The sequence below is a fragment of the Streptomyces sp. URMC 129 genome (assembly GCF_051386415.1).
Classification (GTDB): Bacteria; Actinomycetota; Actinomycetes; order Streptomycetales; family Streptomycetaceae; genus Streptomyces.
Map to the genome: position 1 here is coordinate 21,372 of NZ_JBPQTQ010000027.1, position 18,282 is coordinate 39,653.

General features: G+C 72.6%; 15 protein-coding genes. 10 read left to right on the forward strand and 5 right to left on the reverse strand.

The genetic code is table 11. The features are described 5' to 3' along the window. On the forward strand, window positions 1-1,929 hold the full coding sequence (gene dnaG, locus ACSNOC_RS08305; protein WP_436746630.1) for a DNA primase: 1,929 nt from the start codon (window positions 1-3) through the stop codon (window positions 1,927-1,929). 34 nt (window positions 1,930-1,963) lie between these two features. Then, window positions 1,964-3,100, forward strand: a complete 1,137-nt coding sequence (locus ACSNOC_RS08310; RefSeq protein ID WP_436746631.1) for an RNA polymerase sigma factor — start codon at window positions 1,964-1,966, stop codon at window positions 3,098-3,100. Here the strand turns inward: ACSNOC_RS08310 and ACSNOC_RS08315 are convergent. Genes ACSNOC_RS08315 through ACSNOC_RS08335 form a run of 5 tightly spaced genes read right to left on the reverse strand, consistent with a single transcriptional unit; the run spans window position 3,088 to window position 11,286 of the window. Beyond that, window positions 3,088-4,527, reverse strand: a complete 1,440-nt coding sequence (locus ACSNOC_RS08315) for a DUF6177 family protein (RefSeq protein ID WP_436746632.1) — start codon at window positions 4,525-4,527, stop codon at window positions 3,088-3,090. The genes ACSNOC_RS08310 and ACSNOC_RS08315 overlap by 13 nt on opposite strands. Beyond that, window positions 4,524-8,603 carry a type VII secretion protein EccCa gene (gene eccCa, locus ACSNOC_RS08320; protein ID WP_436746633.1) on the reverse strand — a complete coding sequence of 1,360 codons (4,080 nt, stop codon included), beginning with the start codon at window positions 8,601-8,603 and terminating at the stop codon, window positions 4,524-4,526. The genes ACSNOC_RS08315 and eccCa overlap by 4 nt, the downstream gene beginning before the upstream one ends. Then, window positions 8,600-9,709 (reverse strand): MinD/ParA family ATP-binding protein, encoded by a 1,110-nt coding sequence (locus ACSNOC_RS08325; RefSeq protein WP_436746634.1) that lies wholly within the window; start codon window positions 9,707-9,709, stop codon window positions 8,600-8,602. The genes eccCa and ACSNOC_RS08325 overlap by 4 nt, the downstream gene beginning before the upstream one ends. 33 nt (window positions 9,710-9,742) lie before the next feature. Beyond that, window positions 9,743-11,047, reverse strand: coding sequence for a type VII secretion integral membrane protein EccD (eccD, locus tag ACSNOC_RS08330; RefSeq protein ID WP_436746635.1), 1,305 nt, complete (start codon window positions 11,045-11,047; stop codon window positions 9,743-9,745). Then, complete coding sequence (locus tag ACSNOC_RS08335; protein ID WP_436746636.1) at window positions 11,041-11,286, reverse strand: hypothetical protein; 246 nt, start codon at window positions 11,284-11,286, stop codon at window positions 11,041-11,043. The genes eccD and ACSNOC_RS08335 overlap by 7 nt, the downstream gene beginning before the upstream one ends. Before the next feature lie 285 nt (window positions 11,287-11,571). Between ACSNOC_RS08335 and ACSNOC_RS08340 the strand changes: the two genes are divergently transcribed. The 8 genes from ACSNOC_RS08340 (at window position 11,572) to ACSNOC_RS08375 (ending at window position 18,279) form a co-directional block, all read left to right on the forward strand. After that, complete coding sequence (locus ACSNOC_RS08340) at window positions 11,572-11,907, forward strand: hypothetical protein (RefSeq protein ID WP_436746637.1); 336 nt, start codon at window positions 11,572-11,574, stop codon at window positions 11,905-11,907. A gap of 36 nt (window positions 11,908-11,943) precedes the next feature. Continuing rightward, window positions 11,944-12,255, forward strand: a complete 312-nt coding sequence (locus ACSNOC_RS08345; RefSeq protein WP_436746638.1) for a pore-forming ESAT-6 family protein — start codon at window positions 11,944-11,946, stop codon at window positions 12,253-12,255. Window positions 12,256-12,263: 8 nt separating this feature from the next. Then, window positions 12,264-12,653: a DUF6507 family protein gene (locus tag ACSNOC_RS08350; RefSeq protein WP_436746639.1), complete on the forward strand. Its 390-nt coding sequence runs from the start codon at window positions 12,264-12,266 to the stop codon at window positions 12,651-12,653. 2 nt (window positions 12,654-12,655) lie between these two features. Beyond that, window positions 12,656-14,926: a hypothetical protein gene (locus ACSNOC_RS08355; RefSeq protein ID WP_436746640.1), complete on the forward strand. Its 2,271-nt coding sequence runs from the start codon at window positions 12,656-12,658 to the stop codon at window positions 14,924-14,926. 15 nt (window positions 14,927-14,941) lie between these two features. Beyond that, window positions 14,942-15,328, forward strand: coding sequence for a hypothetical protein (locus ACSNOC_RS08360; RefSeq protein ID WP_436746641.1), 387 nt, complete (start codon window positions 14,942-14,944; stop codon window positions 15,326-15,328). A gap of 632 nt (window positions 15,329-15,960) precedes the next feature. Next, window positions 15,961-16,824, forward strand: coding sequence for an immunity 49 family protein (locus ACSNOC_RS08365; RefSeq protein ID WP_436746642.1), 864 nt, complete (start codon window positions 15,961-15,963; stop codon window positions 16,822-16,824). Beyond that, complete coding sequence (locus ACSNOC_RS08370; protein WP_436746643.1) at window positions 16,824-17,252, forward strand: hypothetical protein; 429 nt, start codon at window positions 16,824-16,826, stop codon at window positions 17,250-17,252. The genes ACSNOC_RS08365 and ACSNOC_RS08370 overlap by 1 nt, the downstream gene beginning before the upstream one ends. Before the next feature lie 343 nt (window positions 17,253-17,595). After that, window positions 17,596-18,279, forward strand: coding sequence for an endonuclease V (locus ACSNOC_RS08375; protein WP_436746654.1), 684 nt, complete (start codon window positions 17,596-17,598; stop codon window positions 18,277-18,279). Window positions 18,280-18,282 lie beyond the last annotated feature (3 nt).

Sequence of the window (18,282 nt, forward strand, 5' to 3'; positions counted from 1 at the left end):
GTGGCGGGCAGGATCAACGACGAGGACGTGAAGGCGGTCCGGGACGCGGTCCCGATCGACTCCGTCGTGTCCGAATACCTGCAGCTGCGCAGCGCCGGCGGGGGGAACCTGAAGGGGCTGTGCCCCTTCCACGACGAGAAGTCGCCCTCGTTCCACGTCAGTCCGAGCAAGGGCCTGTTCCACTGCTTCGGCTGCCAGGAGGGCGGGGACACGCTCGCCTTCGTCATGAAGATGGAGCACCTGTCGTTCTCCGAGGCCGTCGAGCGGCTCGCCGCCCAGGCGGGGATCACCCTGCGGTACGAGCAGGGGGGATACAGCCCCGGGCGGCAGCAGGGGGAGCGGACGCGGCTGGTCGAGGCGCACAAGGCCGCCGCGCGGTTCTACGCCGAGCAGCTCGCCTCGCCGGAGGCCGAGATCGGGCGGCGGTTCCTCGCGGAGCGCGGCTTCGACCAGGCCGCGGCGGAGCGGTTCGGCGTGGGATACGCGCCGGCCGGGTGGGATCATCTCGTCCGCTTCCTGCGCGGGCGCGGCTTCACCGACCGGGAGCTGCTGACGTCCGGCATCGCGCAGGACGGGCGGCGCGGGCCGATCGACCGGTTCCGGGGGCGGCTGATCTGGCCGATCCGGGACATCACCGGCGAGGTCGTCGGCTTCGGCGCGCGCAAGCTCCGCGACGACGACAACGGGCCCAAGTACCTGAACACGCCGGAGACTCCGATCTACCGCAAGTCCCAGGTGCTGTACGGGATCGACCTCGCCAAGCGCGACATCGCCAAGACCAACCGGGCGGTGGTGGTCGAGGGATACACCGACGTCATGGCCTGCCACCTCGCCGGGGTCACCACCGCGATCGCCACCTGCGGCACGGCCTTCGGCGGCGAGCACGTCAAGATCCTGCGGCGGGTGCTGATGGACAGCTCCAGCTCGCACAGCGCCGGGGAGGTGGTGTTCACCTTCGACGGCGACGCCGCCGGGCAGAAGGCCGCGCTGCGGGCGTTCGAGGACGACCAGAAGTTCGCCGCCCGGACCTCGATCGCGATCTCGCCCGGCGGGATGGACCCGTGCGAGTTGCGGATCGCCGAGGGCGACGAGGCCGTGCGGGACCTGATCGAATCGCGGTCGCCGCTCTTCGAGTTCGCCATCAGGTCCATCGTCCGGCAGCACAACCTCGACACGGCGGAGGGCCGTTCCGCCGCGCTGGACTTCGCCGCGCCCATCGTCGCGCAGATCAAGGACAGCGCGATCCAGCACGAGTACGCGGTGCGGCTCGCCGGGCTCGTCGGCATCCCGGACGAGGCGTTCGTGGTGCGGCGCGTCGGCCAGCTCGCCCGGTGGGGGCGGGAGCGGCAGCGCGCCGCGCCCCCGGCGGCGCGGCAGGCGCCCGCCGCCGAGCGGCCCGCCGCGCCCGCCGCCGTCCGCCCGGCGGGCCCCCCGCTGAACCTGCGCAGTCCGGCCGCGCTGGCCGAGCGGGAGCTGCTGAAGCTGGCCCTGCAGTACCCGGAGCTGGTCGCCCCGGTCTTCGACGCGTACGGCGAGGACGAGTTCACCGTGCCGCCGTACGCGGTCGTGCGGCGCGCCATCGCGGAGGCGGGCGGCGTGGCGGCGGCCGACGACGGCTATCTGGAGCGGGTCGGGGAGGCCGCGCCGGACGACTCGGTGCGGGTGCTGCTCACCGAGCTGACCGTCGAGCCGCTGGCCCTGCCGCGCCGCAGGCAGCGCGAAATCGACCTGTACGCCGGGCAGTTCCTGGTGAAGGTGCGGCTGGCGGCCGTCGAGCGGCGGATCCGCCAGCTCGAATCCACCGCGCTGCGCGCCGAGGCCCAGGGCGGCAACGCGCGGGCGGCGGACGACGTGCGCCAGGAGGTGTGGGCGCTGGGGCAGTACCGGACGGCGCTGAGGGAGCGCGGCGTCGAAGCCCTGTACGGCTGAGTTCCTTCCTCAACAGGATTGAAAGGGCTGGGAGTTGGGTAACCCGGGCGCTTTCGTCGCGCCCGTGCCAAAAAGTGCCCGCACGCATCTCGTGGCCGGTGCTCGCGGTCGGCCACACTGGGGGCGAAGCCGCTCCTCCACCCTCCGTTTCCCCGCCTGTCGCGAAAAACCTGGAGGCTCCCCCGTGCTGCAGACCCCGACCCTCCCCGACACCCTTCCGGCCGCCGGGCCGAGGGTGACCGCACGATCCGAGGGCAACGGCGCGTCCGGCGACCTCTTCCGGCAGTACCTGCGCGAGATCGGCCGCATCCCGCTGCTCACCGCGGCCGACGAGGTGGAGCTGTCCCGCAGGATCGAGGCGGGCCTGTTCGCCGAGGAGCGGCTGCTCAGCGGCGCGGCCCTGGACGAGGGACTGGCCCTGGACCTCGACCGGCTCGTGGTGCGCGGCCGGGTGGCGAAACGGCAGCTCATCGAGGCGAATCTGCGGCTGGTGGTGTCGGTCGCCAAGCGGTACATCGGGCGCGGCCTGACCATGCTGGACCTGGTCCAGGAGGGAAATCTCGGGCTGATCCGGGCGGTTGAGAAGTTCGACTACACCCGGGGCTTCAAGTTCTCGACGTACGCCACCTGGTGGATCAGACAGGCGATGTCGCGCGCGATCGCGGACCAGGCGCGCACCATCCGCGTCCCGGTGCACGTGGTGGAGCTGATCAACCGGGTCATCCGCGTCCAGCGCCACGTTCTCCAGGAGCGCGGCTACGAGCCGTCGTCCGAGGAGATAGCCGTCCTGCTCGGCATCACGGCGGCGCGGGTGAGCGAGATCCTGCGGCTGGCCCAGGATCCGGTCTCCCTCCAGGCGCCGATCGGCGACGAGGACGACGTGAACCTCGGCGACCTCATCGAGGACGCCGACATCCCGTCCCCGGCCGAGTCGGCCGCGTTCCTGCTCCTGCGCGAGCAGCTCGAATGCGTCCTGTCCACCCTGGCCGACCGCGAACGGCGTGTGGTGGAACTGCGCTACGGCCTGGTCGACGGCCGCCCCCGCACCCTGGAGGAGATCGGCCGCCTCTTCGGCGTCACCCGCGAACGCATCCGCCAGATCGAGCACAAGACCCTCGGCAAACTCCGCGACCACGCCTACGCCGAGCAGTTGCGCGGCTACCTCGACTGACCCCCGGGCCGGTCCAGGCCGTGCAGGTGGGTCATGAGCCGCTGGAAGCCGTCCCAGCCCACGTCCGCCAGCGGGTAGTACAGGCCGGGCCGGGACGCCGGGCCGAACGCGGCGGGGCCGACGGCGACCTGGGCGCGGCGCATGGCGTCCGGCCCCCCGAGGGCCCGCACCTCCGCCGCGCCGACGGCGAACGCGACCGGCTCCGGAGCCCCTTCCAGCCAGCCCGGAACGGTCAGGTCGCCCCGCGCCCGCCGCCACTGCGCCAGCAGCGACACCAGCCCATGCCGGACGCCCAACTCCTCGGCCAGCCCCGGCAGTCCGGACAGCGCTTCCTCCCACGCGCTGTCCGCTCCCGCCGCCCCCGCCGGGTGGCCGAGCGCGAGGGTGACGTCCTCCTCGACGCCGCCCGTGGTGCGCGTCACCCGCAGTGTCGCGATCGCCGGGCGGGGCCCGGGCCCGCCGACCACCACGAACCAGGTCGGCTCGGGCGCGCGGTCACGGGCCAGCGCGGTCAACTCCTCACGGGACCACGGCAGACCGGCCGGCTCCGCGGTGCCCCAGCCGGCGGGCGGCGCGCCGGTCAGCCGCCGCCAGGCCGTCTCCAGGCCGTCACCGAGCAGGAGGTCGCGGTCGGGGCGGTGCCGGGTGACGAAGGTGAGCAGAAGCTGCCGGTCGGCCGCCCCCTCCGCCCGCGCCGTCGCCTCGGCGAAGGCCAGGGCCGGGGCGCCGCCGTCGGCGGGCGCGAACGCGCCGTCCCGCCAGCGCAGTTCGGCTCCGGACAGCCCGTCGAAGTAGCCGCCGGCGCCGTCGCGCACCACCCACCGGTTCGGGAGCCCGCCCAGCGCGGTACGGGTGGGCAGCGAGAGCCGGGTACCGGCCGGGGTCACGATCTGCAGAGCGCGCCCGCCGGCCACGGCGGCGCGCAGCGCGTCCGACAGCCACGCCGTCATGGCGACCACGGGCCGGTCCTGGATGACGGCGGCGACCCGGTCGGTGAGCACATCCACGGCGGGCTGGGCCGCGGCCGGCGCGGAGGCCGTCGCCACGCCCGGCACCGGTGAAGAGCCGCCGTCCGGGGCGGCGGCCCCCGGCGGCCACACCGAGCCGCCCAGCCGGGTCGCGAGCCGGGTGGCGATGGTGCCGGCGAGCCGGTCGGCGCCCTCGGCGGCGGTCGCGGCCCGGACCTCCGTCCACCACACCGGGCCGTCGACCTCGGCGCCGAGCAGGCGGGCGACCTCGCCCGGCGTGTGGACCAGCATCGGTGCCTCGACCGAGGCCAGCGGCCGGCCGCGCTCGTCGCAGAGCTGGATCACCGCGCCGTCTCCCACCACCGCCACGGTGGTGTCCGGGCCGCCCGCCATGAGGCCCGTCACCAGGCTCCAGGCGTCCGGCATCCGCTCGGTGAGCGCGATCACGTCCGTCGTCATGCCCCGCCGTCCCCCTCGCTGTCGTCCCTGTCACCGAAGCCGATCCCGCCGGGGCCGCCCGCGTCCCCGTCCACCAGCGCCGTCTGGATCAGGCGGTGCGGCTCGCCGCGCCGGATGAACGTGCCGCGCCCGGCCGGGCGGGCCGCCGCGTACACGCCCGGGAAGAGCTGCCCCTCGGCCCGTTCGCCCGTCATCACCAGCGCGGATGTGCCGCTCTCCCGCAGGGCCGTGAGGAACGGCTCGTACATCGCGCGCGACGACCCGGCCACACGGCGCGTGACGACGAAGTGCAGCCCGATGTCCTGCGCCGACGCCACGTACGGCAGGAACGGGTCGAGCGGCTGCTGTCGGGCGGTGGTGAGGATGTCGTAGTCGTCGACGAGCACCACGATCCGGGGACCGGCCGGCGCCGCGGCGCCCGCCGCCAGCACCTCTGGCGGCACGCTGTCGTCCGGCATCCGCCTCTCCAGCACGCCCGCGATCCCGGCCGAAAGTGCCTGTGCCAGCCGCGCGTTGTGCGCGTACCCGCCCCGGTACGGCTCGGGCACCACGCTGTGCAGGCCGCGTCGGGGGTCCATGACGGCGAAGACCAGCTCCTCGTCGTCGTACCGCTCGGTGAGGCCGCGCGCGATCAGCTTCAGCAGGTTGGTCTTGCCGCACTCGCTGTCGCCGAGGATCAGCAGGTGCTGGTCGTGGCGGAAGAGGTCGAGCAGCACGGGCCGCAGCGCGTTCTGGTCCAGCCCGATCGGCACCCGCTTCGGCTCGGCGGCCCGGTCCGGCAGCCGGCGGCGGGTGAGCCGGGGCGGCAGGACGCGCACCGGCGGCGCCTGCGGCCCGGACCACGCGGCCCGGACCGCGCGCACGGCGGTCTCGACGGCGGTGCCGAGGTCGTCGGCGGTGGCGCGCCCGTCGATCCGGGGCAGGGCGGCGTGGGCGAACAGCTTCGTGCCGGTCAGCACCCGGCCCGGCTCGTCGGGGGAGAGGGTCTCCGCCAGCCGCCGGTCGACGCCGCTGTCGCCCGGGTCGTTCAGCCGCAGCTCCACGCGGGTGCCGAACGCGGACTGGGACGCGATGCGCACGTCGTTCCAGCGTGTCATCGCGGCCACCACGTGGATGCCGTAGCCGCCGCCGCGCCGCAGGAGGTCCGTCACTCCGTCGTCCAGCTCGTCGAAACCGTCCCGCAGTTCGCCGAAGCCGTCGATGACCAGCACGACATCGGTGGAGCCCAGCTCCGGCAGTCCGCCCCCGGCCCGCAGCCGCCGCAGGTGGTCGACGGAGTCGATGCCGTGCCGCCGGAACAGCTCCTCGCGGGTGGCGAGCATCGCGCGGATCTCCTCGACCGTGCGGGCGGCCCGCTCCCGGTCCGCCCGGCCCGCGACGCCGCCGACGTGGGGCAGCCCGGCCATCGCCGCCAGACCGCCGCCGACCAGGTCGAGGCAGTAGATGCCCGCCTCGCGCGGGGTGTGGGTGAGGGCCAGGGAGAGGATCAGGGTGCGCAGCAGGTTCGTCTTGCCGGACGCGGGGCCGCCGATGACCGCCGCGTGACCGCCCGCGACCGTCAGGTCCAGGACCCACTGGCCCTGCCACTGCCGGGCCGGGTCGTCCAGCAGCCCCAGCGCGACCCGCATCGGGCGGCCGGGGCCGGGCGCGCGCGTCAGCCGCACGCCGTTCCGGCCGGTCGTCTCCAGGGGCCCGGCCACCGTGTCCAGAGCCACGGCCCCGGGCAGCGGCGGCAGCCAGATCCGCGCCACGGGCGGTGCGGCGGCGGTCAGTTGCTCCACGACGGTGGACAGCAGCGTCGGACCGGCGGTCCGCCGGGCGGGCGCGGCGGCGGGCGCCGGGTCCGTTTCGCCGTCCGCCGGATCGTCGTCGCCCCCCAGGGAGTTGTACGCGGGATACGGCAGCGCGGTCGGCCTCCGGGCCGCCGCCTCGGCCTCGGGGCGCGCCGGGCCACGGTAGGGGCCGGACACGTAGCTCGCCTTGAACCGGTCGTAGGCGCTGGTGTCCACCTTCAGGTAACCGAAGCCGGGGATCGGCGGCAGGTGGAACGCGTCCGGGGTGTTGAGCACGGTCCGCGACTCCTCCGGGGAGAACGTGCGCAGGCCGAGCCGGTAGGACAGGTACGTGTCCAGGCCCTTGAGCCGGCCGCCCTCGATCCGCTGGCTGGACAGCAGCAGATGAACCCCGATCGAGCGGCCGATCCGGCCGATGGACAGCAGCAGGTCAATGAAGTCGGGCTTGGCGGTGAGCAGTTCACCGAACTCGTCGATGACGACGAACAGGTGTGGCAGCGGCGGCAGTTCAGGCCGCTCGGCGCGGGCGGTGGCATAGGTGGAGATGTCCGCGATGTTGCCCGCGTCCTTCAGCACCCGCTGCCGCCGCTTGACCTCCCCGGCAAGGCTGGTGTGCACGCGCTCCACCAGGCCCGCCCGGTTCTCCAGGTTGGTGATGACGCCCGCGACGTGCGGCAGCGACGCGAACGGCGCGAACGTCGCCCCGCCCTTGTAGTCCACCAGCACCATCGCCAGGTCCTCCGGCGGGTGCGTGGCCACCAGTCCCAGGACCAGGGTGCGCAGCAGCTCGCTCTTGCCCGAGCCGGTCGCGCCCACGCACAGCCCGTGCGGGCCCATGCCCAGCTCGGCGGGCTCCTTCAGGTCGAGCAGCACCGGCTGCCGGTCGTCGCCCAGCCCGATCGGCACGCGCAGGAACGACTGGTGCCCCCGGCGCGGCGCCCACAGCCGGTCCAGGTCCAGCGCCGCCGGGTCCTCGACGCCGAGCTGCTCGGCGAAGTCCACCGGACCGGACAGCGGGGCGCCGACCGCGACCGACTCCGGCGACAGGCGCAGCGGCGCCAGCATGCGCGCCAGCCCGGCCGCCCCGGCCGCCGTCACCTCGTCCAGCGCGCCGCGCAGCACCACCGGCGTCTCGCCCCGCACATCCTCGACGGTGAGCCCGTCACCGGCCACCGTGAGGCGCAACGACACCTGCCCCGGCTCGTGAACCCGCTCGGCCAGCAGATGCACGACGGTGACACCCATGTCCGGCAGCGGCACCGCCTCGTCGGGGCGCGGCAGTTCGGCCGCGGTCCGGCCGTACCCGTCGCTGATCACCAGCAGCCGCTTCGCCAGCCGCAGGGCCTCCCGCCCGGCCAGGCCACGCCGCACCTCCGCCGCGTACGCCGCCCGTTCCCGCAGCTCCGGGCCGAGTCCCCGGCCGAGGGCGGCGAGATCGGGCGCGATCCGGCGGGCGTTGACCGGACCGTCCCACGCCTCCGCGTCCAGCACGTGCGGCAGCCACTTCACCCACTCCCAGTCCGCGAGCCGGTCCTCGCCGCACGCCAGCGCGAACGCCACGTCCTCCGGCGCGTGCGCGACGGCCGCCTGCGTGGCCAGGGTCCGCACCACCCGCAGCACATCCGCCCGTTCACCGATCACGCTCACGTCGCCCGCCCGGTCCAGCGGCACCGTCAGCGGCATCTCCGGGGCGCTGGAGAAGCGTTCGCGCAGGCCGGCCGCCTCGTTGAGCATGAACCGGTCCGGCGGCGTCAGCACTGTGCTGCCCCGCTGCTCCAACGTCAGCACCCGGACCGGCACCTGGCCGGTGGCGACCCGCACCCGCAGGAAGTCCCGGTCCCCGCGCCGCCGCTCCCACCGCCGCGCAGGATCGTCCACCAGGTCGTACAGCGCCTCCGGCGCCGGGTCCAGCACCCGTGCGGCGGCACGTCGTTCGCGGTCCTCGGCGCTCAACTCCTCGCGCAGCTCCTCCAGATATTCCAGATACCGCTCGCGCTGGGTGCGGCGGGCACGCAGCGCGCGCCCGCGCTGCGAGAACAGCAGCCCCACGCCGCCGAGCACGGCCGCCACCAGCACCAGGGCGCCGATGGCGGCGAACTGGCTGCCGCGCAGCACCGTCATCATCACCACCGAACCCATCACCCCGGCCATCGGCAGCAGCGAGGCGGCGGCCGAACCACCGTTGCCCTCCGGCAGGTTCGGCGGCGGCTCGATGGCCCGCTCGGCGGGCGCGGGCAGCGGGCGGGTGGTCCGCGCCGGGCGGTGCACCTGCCGCGTGGTCACCGGGGGCCTCCCCGGGACGAGCCACGCGTCATCGCGCGGTCCATGGTCTCGGCCGCGATCAGGGCCGCCGCCTCCCGGGTGGCCCCGGCCAGCAGCGCGGTGCGGATCTCCCCGCCCGCGGCCAGGCTCCGGTCGTACGGGAGCGGGATCACCCGCGCCCCGCCCGCCCCCAGGTACTCGGCCGCCCGGCGGCCGTCCAGGCCCATGTCGGGCGCGGTGTGGACCAGGACCACCACGGTCGTGGGCAGCATGCTGCGGTGCAGGCCGCCCATCCAGTCCAGCACCGACCGGGTCGTGGCGGCCCCGGCCGTGGTCGCCGGGGCGACCAGCACCCGGGCCTGAGTCGTGGTCAGCGCCGTCCGGGCCACCTCGGCGGGCAGCGTCTCGCAGTCGACCACCGTGGTCCCGAACCAGCGGCGCAGCGACGTCATCACGATCCGGTAGGTCTCGACGTCGAGCCGGGCGCCGATCGTGCCCTGGCTGCCCGGCAGCAGCCACCCGCCGCCGGCGAACGGCAGCAGGTAACCGGTGACATCGGTGATCTGCATCGACGGATCGACGATGCCCGCCAGATCGCCGCAGGACCACCGGATCTCCGTCGCGCCGAGGCGGCGCGGCAGCGTGCCGAGCGCCGGATCGGCCTCCACCGCCAGCACCGGGTCGTGCCGGTGGTGCGCCAGCGTCAGCGCCAGCAGCGCCGCGACCGTGCTCTTGCCCGCGCCGCCACGGATGCTGGTGACGGCGATCTGGCGGCCGGTGGTGATCGGCTGCTGGATGGCCCGCGCGATCCGGGTCGCGGTCTCCGTCTGCCGGGCCGCCGACGACGTCAGCCCCCGGCGCAGGGCACGTCCGGCGCGGCGCGGCAACGGGTCGCCGTGCCGCGGTCCGGACCCGTCGAGCGCGGGCCCGACGACCGGCACCGACACCGGCGTCGGCGGCGGCAGCGGACGCCCGTGCCGGGCCGGCTCACCGGGGGCGGGCGGTGCGGGGGGCAACGCGGCGGGAGCCGCCGCCTCCTGGGCGGCCCCGGCGGACGCCGCGCCTCCCAGCTCGCGGAACACGTCGCGCTGCCAGTCCCCCGGGGCCCCTTGTGCCTGTGCGGACATGACTCCCTCGGTCCCTCGTTCGATCGTCGTCGGTCAGAACGTGTCGAGCAGCCGTCCGTAGACGCCGAACGCGCCCACCGCGACCGGGATCAGCGCCACCACGCCGACCGACTCGACCAGATTCGTCAACCGCCGCAGCCGCACCCGCACATGGTCGGGCGGCCGGACGGCGACCATCGCGAGCGGCAGCACCGCCAGCAGGCACAGCGCGGCCAGCGGCCCGGCCGCCGACTGCCCTGGCTGATCCGCCCACAGCACCAGCAGCCGCACCGCGAGCACCCCGCCGGCCGCCAGCAGCGCCACCACCTCGACGGCCAGGGGGAACGCCCGCGCCCGCGACAGCAGCACGACGCCCAGCAGCGCCGTCACCGCCACCGTCCACGCGTCGGCCTCCGTCACCGCCAGCCAGCCCGCCACCGCCGCCGAACCCGCCGTGACCACGGTGGCCAGCGCCAGCCCGCGATGTGTCGCGGCCAGCGCCGTGTCCACCCGGTACCGGCTCACCGAGGCCCCGCCCGACCGCCGGTCGTCCAGCGCGGTCAGCCCCGCGGCCGACAGCGCGAAACGCGGCAGGAACCCCAGCGCCACCACCGACGCCACGCCCAGCACCACGCCGGCCCGGTACGTCTCGTCCACCAGCGCCCCGCACGCCTCCCAGCCGCCGACGACCAGCGCCACCGCGGCGGCCCCGACCAGCGCGCCCCGCCCGGCCGTCGTGCACAGCCCGAGCAGCACCAGCGTCGCGAACGCCGCCACGCCCGCGGCGAGCGGCCGTTCGTCCTCCGTCACCGTCCACGCGCCGAACACGCCCAGCGCGCCGCCCAGCAGAATCAGCACGGCCCCGAGCCGCGGCCCGCGCAGCACGGAGGCCACCATCGCGCCCAGCGCGGCGGCGGCCACGGCCGCCCCCACCAGCCAGCCCCCGACCTCGTCCGCGCCCAGCCGTTCCCGCGCCTGCGCCGCCGCGACCAGCCCCAGCGCCAGCGTCGCCGCCCCGGCCGTCCACATCCGGGTCCGGTCGTCCCAGCGCCAGCCGCGCGCGTCGAGATCGTCGGCCGCCTCGTCGGTCACGTCGTGCACCACGGGCGCGGCGGGCGTCTCCGGCTCCCGTACCAGCCGCAGCACCGCACCGTCCGCGACGCCCGCCGAGGCCAGGGTGTCGTCCTGCGCCAGCACCGCGCCGCCCGGCGCGATCAACCGCCGCACCATGGGCGTGGCGGCCGGCCGTTCACCGAGCAGCCGCATCACGTCGGGCAGCAGTTCACCGATGGGCTCGTCCGACGGCAGCACGAGATCGACCCGCCGCCGGTCCCCCACGAGAGTCACCCGGCTCACCATGCCGCCGTCACCTCCGCCAGGCCCTGGTCGTCCTCCTCGGCCATGCGGTCCGAGACGAACGACCACCCCACGCAGCCGGCGCACAGCACGGCCGCCAGAGCGACCCCGCCGAGGATCTTCCCCACGTTCTCGTCGAACCCCCGGCGCGAGCGCTCGGCCCCGAACACCACGGCGTCCCGCAACCGCCGCCGCCGCACCGCGACCGACTCCAGCAACTGACTGTCGTAGTCCCGGGCCACCGGTACCGCCCCCGTTCCCGCATGTCCTTTGGGGAAGAACACTACGAATCTTTTCCCGCTCTTACCAGCGGCGATCGCTCCGGTACGACAGTCCGGGTGTGGCTGCCGTGAAGATCACCGAATTCGATTCCCCGATCACTCAGCCGCGGGCACCTGCCCCGCCCGGTCGGCCGCGAGATCATCCGCGGGATCATAAGGGAATTGATACGCGCGATTGTTTGCCTTCGCGCGTGGGACGCTGCTAAGAGTGGAGTAACTCGGCCGGCAGGGGGAGTCACGGTGGGCATGAAGTTCGACATGGGGAATCAGGCGCTGTCGAACCTGATCCAGCAGTCACAGACCTCAAGTACCGATCTCGGCACGCTGATCCAGCGCCTGGTCGCCGCGGCGGAGCCCCTGGAGGGCCGGTTCAACGGCGCCGGGCGGGCCGCGTTCGACTCGTTCAAGGCGCGGTCGGACGAGATCTCCGCATCCCTCAACGCGGCGCTGGGGCAGATCCTGGGCGGACAGTCCGGGATGGAGCGGGCGTTCGGCGAGGGCGAGCACGAGTCGGCGGACAACGCCCAGCGGGCCCAGGCGTCGGCGAACTTCGACGCGGCCCGCTTCTCGGGCCGGGCATAGACGTATCGGGCGTGGACGGAGAAGGGGGAGCGGGGCATGGGCGCGAACGACGACCGGCGCAGCTATGACACGGACGCCTCGGCCGAGGCGCAGTCCAACCTCCAGGGCGTGATCGCTCAGTTGGAAGGCGTGATCGCGGAGCGGGACCGGCAGGTGAAGGCCGCGATGGCGGACTTCCAGGCCGACGGCGTCTCCGATCAGTACCACGGGGTCGAGCAGCGGTGGAACCGTTCGGCGAACGAAGTACGGTCCATCATCGGGCTGTTGAAGTCGACGCTGGAGAGCAACGACGCGACCGCGCAGAACACGCTGACCCGCGCTCGGGGTGCGGTCGACGGCATCGGGTGAGCTGACACATGCCGGACTGGGACATCGATCCACTGGGTGTGCAACGGGTCCTGGGCGAGACGGTGGACGCCGCCGACGACCTGCAGGAATGGGGCACCGCCTACCAGGCGAGCCTGCGCAGCGCGGCCGAGTCGGCCGGGACGCTGGACATGGGCGGCGCCCAACGGGAGTCCGCGGCCGGGCTGGTGGGCGCGGCGCTGGCGGAGTTCGCGGAGAAGACGGCCGCGGATCTGCAGTACATCGCCGCGCGGGCCGGCGCCTCGCTCAACGGCGCGTCGCAGGCCACGGTGGAATACGTCAACGGTGACATGGCGATGGCCGAGGAGGCCCAGCGCAACGCGCTGCGCGAGCCCGACCTGGAGGAGCTGCCCACCGGCGAGGACGGGGGAGGGAACTAGCGGTGTCGGACGAGCCCGAGCGGGTCGATCCCACGGGGATCCCCGAATTCACCGGAAACCTCGAACAGTTGGAGCGGGATCACGCGGCCCTGACGTCGTCGGCCGGGTCGGTCCGGGACATCGGCGCGACGGTGCACAACCGTTTCCAGGGGCTGTCGGCGTTCTACGACACCCCCGAGGCGGAGCAGCTCTTCGCCACCACCGTTCCGGTCCGCGACCGCGCCGACACCTTCGCCGGTGATCTGGAATCCGTCGCCTCCACGCTCGCCACCTACGCCTCGGAGGTCCGCCCCCTGATCGACCGCCTGCGCTCGCTGAAGGCGGAAGCGACGGAGTTCGTGGCCGGTCTGGACGACGACTGGCGTTACGACGGTGACAAGGTCGACCGGAACAACGATCTGGTCCGTGACATCTCCGAGACGGTCGCCCGGTTCTGGGAGGCCGAACGCAGCGCGGCGAACGCGATCACCGCGCTGGTGGGCGGCACCCGGTGGACCACGGACGACGGGTCCGGTGGGGAGAACATGTACGGCCTGAGCGTGGAGGACATGCGCCAGGCCGGCGAGACCCCGTGGGGCCGGGCGGTGGAGGAGAAGCACCACGCCTGGGAGGTGTGGCACCACGTCAAGAGCTTCGTGTGGGACGGCGTCATCGTCGACGGCATCTGGGGCACGCTGACCGGGCTCGCCACGCTGGTCAACCCGTGGAGCGACAACTTCGGCGCCGCGTGGCGGGGGCTGGGCCAGCTCGCGACGGGCCTGGCGATCCTCTCCCTCGGCCCCGGAGCGATGGCGGCGACCCAGTTGCTGCCGGAGGGCAGCGGGATCCGCCAGTGGGTGGACGACAGCATGGCCACCACGGTCCAGGTCGGCAAGTCGCTGGTGGCCTGGGACGAATGGAGTGAGAACCCGGCCCGCGCGGCGGGCCTGGTGACGTTCAACGTCGTCACCACGGTCGCCACCCTCGGCACCGGCACGGCCGTCCGCGGCACGGGCACCGCCGCCCGCGCGGCCACCACCGTCGCCCGCGTGGGCAACGCCATCGACCCGATGACCTACATCAGCCGCGGCATCGCGGCCGGCGCCGGCGCCCTGCCCCGCCTCGGCAGCATCATCCCCGACCTGTCCAGCATCCGGGCCCTTGAACTGCCCGACGGCATGCTCCGCCTCCCCGACGGACAACTGGTGCCCCCCACCGGCCCGCTCCCGGAGAACATCACCACCCCGATCGGCCTCCCCGACGGCACGATCCGCTTCCCCGACGGCACCACCCTCCACCCCAGCGGCCAACTCGACCTCCCGGACGGCCAGCCCCTCCAGACCCCCGACCACATCCCGGTCGAACTCTCCGCGGCCCGCCAACCCGAACTGGCCACCATCGGCGCCCACACCAGCGGTGCTGGAAGCGCCTTGGGAGACAATCTGCTTGACGGCTCCCGCTTGGGCAGCGACTTGCCTCCCGCAGGCGGTGCTGATCACCTTGGCCGGGACCTGCTTCCGGCCGACAGGGACCCCTCGTTGGTGCCCGGAGACTCCGATGCTTTCGCCCCGGACTGGACCTCCGACACCAGCGGGCCTCAGGACGCGGCGGTCCATGCCGGAGCCGACGATCTGGGCGGTGACGTTATCGAGTCGGCCGACTCCGACGTGACATCCGGTGTGGATGAGCTCGGTTCTGCTGAGGGGGCAGATCTCGATTCGGAGCGTGCCGCATCGGGTGACGCGCCCGTGGACGGAGACAGCGCGGTCGCCGAGTGGTTCGACAAGAGAGGCAACACTCCGCCAAGGCCTCAGACATACCCTCTCGGGCCAGATCATCCGGGATTCTCCATGATGGCCGAGAGGGACCCGTTCTACCGGAACTCTCTGAGGGTGCAGCCACTGGAGGGCCATTACGATGTGGTCGCCCACGGAGACCCTCATCAGGCGTACATGCATGCGGCTGACGGCCGAAAGATCTCTCCTCGCGACCTGGCCAACATCCTGCGGAATCAGGCTGACTACACCCCGGGCACGCCAGTCCGGATGTTGGCCTGCAACACGGGTCACGCCGACGGAACCTTCGCACGGCGACTCGCGCAGCATCTCCAGGCTCCGGTCATCGCACCCGATGGGTACCTGTACAACAATCACCGGGGCTGGCTAGGAGTGGACCGCAACCTGTCGTACAGTGTGTCCCCCTCCCAGGTGCGCGAACTGCCGAACACCTTCCATCGGTACCATCCCGACGGCAGAGTCGAAGAGCTTGATCGATCCGAGTGGGCAGTTGACTAGAGAGGGTGGCTCACCATGAAGATGCTTCCGGTCTTCGCGGAAGTCAGAGGCGAGAGCTCTGAGCGTTTCGCCCAAGTGTCACTGTACGACCGGTTGGACCGGCTCGACCCCGAACTACGCGGCCTGCTTTCCGTGTATCTGTTGGAGTCCACTCCTCTCATCGCGACAGGGAATGTCCCGGACCCGTTGGATGAGAGCAGGGGGAACGTTGTCCCGTTCGGAATGGCCACGGACGGCGAATGGGTGTGGCCGCTCTGTTGGGGATACTTTGTTCGGGAGTACGGGGTGGAGGTGCCGGAGGAGTTCCTAGAGCACGTGCGAGCGGCGCATTTCCGTCCGGTGCAACTTTCGGACGACGACGCCGACCGTGCCGTTGACGAGTTCGAGCAGCTTTGCCTCTGATGAAGTGACAGCCGTTCAGGCAGGTTGTTTTTCGGAGATCGGTCCTCTGGTGGCGCGTCTGGATCAACTGCGCGTATGTGCTGGATGATGTCACAAGCACGAATGGCGGTTTCACGGGTGGCCGCCTGGTGGAGACAATTTCATTGCCCCCGTCATGGCGCCTACCAACAAGGTCGGTGTCTCGACGCCACTCAGAGCCCGGCAAACACCTTGCATCTTCGGGGTGGCTACTGGCGAACCTTCCTGCCGATCGCCCGGTAGCATGGCGCATATGAGTAGCGTGAGCATGAAAGTTGCTGGGTGCAATGATTGAGCTTTGGCCGCATGCCTTCGGCCCAGCGGCCGGATGTATCAGTGGATCTGGCGCGGTGATCTCTGATTCTACCTCCATGTTTACCGTATCGCCCTCCCTGATGAAGCTCTGGAGAAAGCGAGAGGGCTCGGCTACGGATGCCGACCCCTGGCAATGGGTGACTGGTCGAAATCGCCGAGCGCGTGCTGGACATTTTGCAGGGCGAAGTTGAAATTTTCCTTGGGCGATGGCATGCGACTGCCGTGCCGAAAATGTATTCGGGGCGATGTCGCCGTCTGTGAAGTGAAAAAGATCCGATATCCGCTCAGGGAGCGATCACGTGGCCACACGGGTAACCCGGCATGCTTTTCCCGCAGTGGGTGATGCGGCTTGCTTCCTCCGGCTTCTCGGCGAGAGTACCGTTGAAGACGTCGAGCGTCTTTCCGAATCGCCACGGTCATTCAGCCTGACCTTCGGCTCTGCTGTCAGCACAGCCATGGCGCATTGCCTCCATGATCCCGAAGCCGACAAGTTCGAGACATGGGACGCATGGGTGACGGCGATGCAGATCGGCTCGGCATTGTTCGCGTCGGCCGCCGCGACCGAGGGCACGGTGCAGTGCCGTATCGCCCACAAGACCCGGACGATCCCGGCCACGGGACCGCAGCACTATACGGATGCCGGGAACTGGCTGACGGCCTTCTGGCTCGCCGTCATCTGCCGTGATCAGCGCCGGATGACAGAGCTGAGTCGGGTTCCCCTCTCCCTGTTGCGCGCGTCCGGCGCGGAGTTCGATGAGTACATCTACGCCTGGGTGGATTCGCTCCAGACCTACTGGTTGGAACGCCCCGGACTGGGCGAGAAGCTGAAGGCGGCATTCGACGGAACCGACCCCGGTCAGCCGCATATCGTGCCCAGAGAGCTGATTCTGAAAATTCTGTACCCACCGCTCAACCTTTTCTACCGATTCCTCGCCCGCGACTACCAGCAGTTCCATACGGCGCTGGCCCAAGCCCTCGAACTGCACAAGGAATATTGGGACCTGAACGAGGACCGCAGGCTCGATACCGAGGGCGCCGTCGCCCTGGGCCCCCTCGCTGTCGCCTGCCTCGCCTTCGATGCCGGCTTCCCGATCGAAGTGGAATCCGAATACCTCCCCCGGCACTTGCTGCAGCGGAGCTGGCTTGGCGAATTCGAGACGTGATGGCGGAAACCGGAGAGCTGGCGGAGCACATGGGCAGCGAGAACCGCATGACGCCCCGGATGACGGAGGATCTGCGGCCGACGGTGGCCGGGGGGCCGGAGCACTACGCCCGCACCACCGAGCGGCTCGTTCGTTATGCCCGGGTGGCCGCCGAGGACGGCGGTGTCCTCGGATATCTGTGGTGGGCGGACGCCGACGCCGCCGCCGGGTATGTACCGCGCGCGGCCGGTGGGGACGACGCGTACAACGCTGGGGTCGCCTGGACCCGGCGCCTGCGCGCGTGCAAGGCGCGTGGGCTGGCCCCCTCTCAGGCCGTGGCCGAGTTGACGGCGGCGGGCGGCGGCACGCGCATCGGCCATGTCGTCGCCGGCTCGGAGAGCGAAACGACCGGCCTCGCGGCCCTGCGGGAGCTCGCCGCCGGGACCTGACCGTTCCGGAAAGGCCGCCGTCGTGCCGGACGAGTTCCTTCGGTCCGACACGTTCGCCGGCCAGACGGAATCGGTGGTCCCCACCCGGTCGTCCGTCACACCGCGGATCTCCCGGCCGCTCCGGGGAAACCGGAACGCTGCCCGGGACGGCGGAACCGGGCGGGCGGACGTACTCCGGAGTCGCCGATGGCCACGGTGCGCCCCGACTCGGGCTCCGGCCTGGGCCCTCCGCGGCGTGCGGACGCCGGGGCATGGGCTCACGGCCTACGGGTCAGCAGGCCCGGGGGCCGCCCGGGCATGATGAGAGTGATCGACGACACGGGGGAAGCCGGTGAAGTTCAGCATGTCGGGCGCCGGCCCGCGGTGGCCCGCCACCGAGGAGGAGGCGCTCGCCGTGCAGGAGCGGGTGCGGGCCGCGGCTGATCACGGGAGGGCCGGGCCCGGGGTCGGGGAGGTGCGGACTGTTGCCGGGGTGGATGTCACCTATGACGACGGCTCCGACCGGCTCGTCGCCGCGGCGGTCGTGCTGGACGCCGGGTCGCTGGAGGTGGTCGAGGAGGTCACCGTCGCCGGGCGGGCCGCGTTTCCCTATGTGCCGGGGCTGCTCGCCTTCCGGGAGGTGCCCTCCGTGCTGGCCGCGCTGGAGAAGCTGCGGACCACGCCCGACCTCCTGGTCTGCGACGGCTACGGCGTCGCCCACCCGCGGCGGGCCGGGCTCGCGGTGCACCTCGGGGTCGTGACCGGGCTGCCGTGCTTCGGCGTGGCCAAGTCGCCGTTCCTCTTCCGGTACGACGAGCCCGGCCCGGAGCGGGGGGCCGTCAGCCCGCTCACCGACGACGACGGCGACGTCGTCGGGCGCGCCGTGCGGACGCGGGCCGGGGTCAGGCCGGTGTTCGTGTCCGTCGGCGGCGGGGTCTCGCTGGACAACGCCTGCGCGCACACCCTCCGCCTCGCGCCCCGCTACCGGCTGCCCGAGACGACGCGCCGGGCCGATCACCTCAGCCGGGAGGTGCTGCGGCGCGGCTGAGCC

What these genes read in the sequence shown, in the direction of transcription:
- ACSNOC_RS08315 (WP_436746632.1), bottom strand. Translation starts at nt 4,527, where the DNA reads ATGACGACGGACGTGATCGCGCTCACCGAGCGGATGCCGGACGCCTGG.
- ACSNOC_RS08325 (WP_436746634.1), bottom strand. Translation starts at nt 9,709, where the DNA reads ATGTCCGCACAGGCACAAGGGGCCCCGGGGGACTGGCAGCGCGACGTG.
- eccD (WP_436746635.1), bottom strand. Translation starts at nt 11,047, where the DNA reads ATGGTGAGCCGGGTGACTCTCGTGGGGGACCGGCGGCGGGTCGATCTC.
- ACSNOC_RS08340 (WP_436746637.1), top strand. Translation starts at nt 11,572, where the DNA reads ATGAAGTTCGACATGGGGAATCAGGCGCTGTCGAACCTGATCCAGCAG.
- ACSNOC_RS08345 (WP_436746638.1), top strand. Translation starts at nt 11,944, where the DNA reads ATGGGCGCGAACGACGACCGGCGCAGCTATGACACGGACGCCTCGGCC.
- ACSNOC_RS08350 (WP_436746639.1), top strand. Translation starts at nt 12,264, where the DNA reads ATGCCGGACTGGGACATCGATCCACTGGGTGTGCAACGGGTCCTGGGC.
- ACSNOC_RS08360 (WP_436746641.1), top strand. Translation starts at nt 14,942, where the DNA reads ATGAAGATGCTTCCGGTCTTCGCGGAAGTCAGAGGCGAGAGCTCTGAG.
- ACSNOC_RS08370 (WP_436746643.1), top strand. Translation starts at nt 16,824, where the DNA reads ATGGCGGAAACCGGAGAGCTGGCGGAGCACATGGGCAGCGAGAACCGC.
- ACSNOC_RS08375 (WP_436746654.1), top strand. Translation starts at nt 17,596, where the DNA reads ATGTCGGGCGCCGGCCCGCGGTGGCCCGCCACCGAGGAGGAGGCGCTC.